Genomic DNA, 2,011 nt, shown 5'->3' on the forward strand with positions numbered 1-2,011 from the left:
GCTAGTTCTTGCTCTCGCTGCGCTGACTAGTACTGGTGTCTTTCTTCGAGTTCTTTCGCCACCCGTAGATTTGAGATTCATGTAAAGAAAGCTGTCTTGCTGTCGCAGCTACTCCCACTTTATCTGCTAACTTCAGGGCTTCTGCTTTAAATTCAGGGGAATGTTTAATTCTAGTTTTCTTAGTTGTCATTGTTCACCTCGTTAGTGATTGTACTCACTTAACTCAGTGTCCAAAACTGCTGGGGCGGATCACTAGAAGTCTTTTGTGGTTTCATACTTGTTAATCCAATTAAAGCTCCTCAACCTTTTCGAACTCATGCAATAAAAGCAGAAAAAGAGATTTTAAAAGAGATACCAAACATTTATGAATTGAATCGGTCTGAATCAACTGGCAGGATTGCGCAAGCTAACTGGAAGGTGGTTATGGAGAACTTTAACGAGTGTTACCACTGCCCAAGTGTTCATAAGGTATTATCGAAAGACGTCCTTACTCTAAATCAATATTCGACTAGGATGACTGAGTATGGTACACGACATGAGTCTGCGTCTAAGTGTAAATCAAGCACGTTTTACACATGGTGGTTTTTTCCAAACTTTGCAATTCAAATGTATCCTAGTGGAATTGTAAATACATACCAATGGAAAGCGATATCAGTAGCAGAAACTCAAATAGAAGTAGTTTGGTGGTTACCTAATAGCATACCAAGTGACGATGAAAAAAAAGTGATTGAGCAACATCGTAATTTCACTTTTGCAGAGGATGCGTCTGTTGTTGACTCTGTACAGAGAGGGCTACAAACTGAAGTGTTGGATTATCCAAGATATGTAGTTGATGAAAATAATACATATAACTCAGAGCATCCTATTTTGGCGTTCCATAAGCACTATTGTAAGATCTTTGAAGAGTGTTAGCCCAATTTAATTAAAGGCGACTCGGATTAAGAGGAAGTTAGCATGTTTCTATTGGAGCTAGAACAAAGCTCCACGAAAACCCAAAGGCTCTACTCTGGTACAAGAAAGCTAACAAACGACTATGGCGTCAATAACTAATTTTTAGCTGTGTTTTCATTCCACATGACGCTATCTCTTAACATTGAATTTAAGATCACCACCATCTTTCTCACACACGCAATGATGGCGACTTTCTTTGGCTTTCCTGCCTCAACTAATCGAGTGTAAGTCGCTTTAAAAACGGGATTACATTGCATGGCAGACATCATCGCCATGTAGAGAACTGTCCGCACTTGAGAGCGGCCTCCTTGGATGACTCGCTACACCGATTAGTGAAGCGGCTTGTTTATTGGTGATATAGCCAAGTTCAGGTACGTTGCTGATGATTGATGAGGCCGCTATATTTCCAATCCCAGGAACACTTTGAAGAAGTGCATTCTTAGCCTGGTACTCTGGGCTCTCTTCGATTAGCTTTAAGAGCTTCTCTTCTATTTTTTTGATTTGGTTTTTCATTGCGGTCAGCATGGGGTTGATGGATGAATGCAGTTCCTTCGGTAATATCTGAAGTCGATTTTTCTCCATCGTTTGCATTGAGAGTAACTGGTTTTTTCTAATGACTAAGTCGCTAATTAAACGAATGTTTTTAGGTTTAATCTGAGTAATATTGGGCTGAATCGCTTCACCGTAGTGAGCAATAAGCTCCGCATCAAGTCGGTCGTTCTTTGCACGTCGTCCAATTGCACCGGCGAACCTTTTGATGTGGACAGGGTTGGCTCGAACGAGGCCAACGGTCTCTTTTTTTGCCCTTGAGTCTCGGCTGCGTATTTCGGAGCATTCCGAACGGCCATTTCGGTATGACCCGAACACCTATTTCGGTTTAATCCGAACGCACATTCCGCGATTATCCGAACACTTTTAAGCGAACTCCGAAATCAGCGTTCGAAATAGCGAAAACCGCGTTCGGAGTGCCCGAAATTCTTCCTTTTTCTCTTTTAAATCAATAGCTCGCTATTCTTTACTTCTTAAACAAGAACGTAAGGAAGCGGCAATGGCTAAAAAG

Annotated in this window: 1 protein-coding gene and 2 pseudogenes; 1 reads left to right on the forward strand and 2 read right to left on the reverse strand. The window is 41.4% G+C overall.

The genetic code is table 11. The annotated features are described in order from the left end of the window. Positions 1–19 precede the first annotated feature (19 nt). A pseudogene (locus tag L1D55_RS27060) lies at positions 20–190 on the reverse strand (transposase); the annotation flags it as partial. Between the two features lie 179 nt (positions 191–369). On the opposite strand from L1D55_RS27060, the gene L1D55_RS27065 reads away from it, so the two are divergent. Further along, positions 370–912 (forward strand): SRPBCC family protein, encoded by a 543-nt coding sequence (locus L1D55_RS27065; protein WP_275665396.1) that lies wholly within the window; start codon positions 370–372, stop codon positions 910–912. A 134-nt stretch (positions 913–1,046) separates the two neighbouring features. Here the strand turns inward: L1D55_RS27065 and L1D55_RS27070 are convergent. Beyond that, positions 1,047–1,731 (reverse strand): annotated as a pseudogene (locus tag L1D55_RS27070) (transposase); the annotation flags it as partial. Positions 1,732–2,011: the final 280 nt, after the last annotated feature.

This window comes from Vibrio sp. Isolate22, assembly GCF_022398115.1.
Classification (GTDB): domain Bacteria; phylum Pseudomonadota; class Gammaproteobacteria; order Enterobacterales; family Vibrionaceae; genus Vibrio.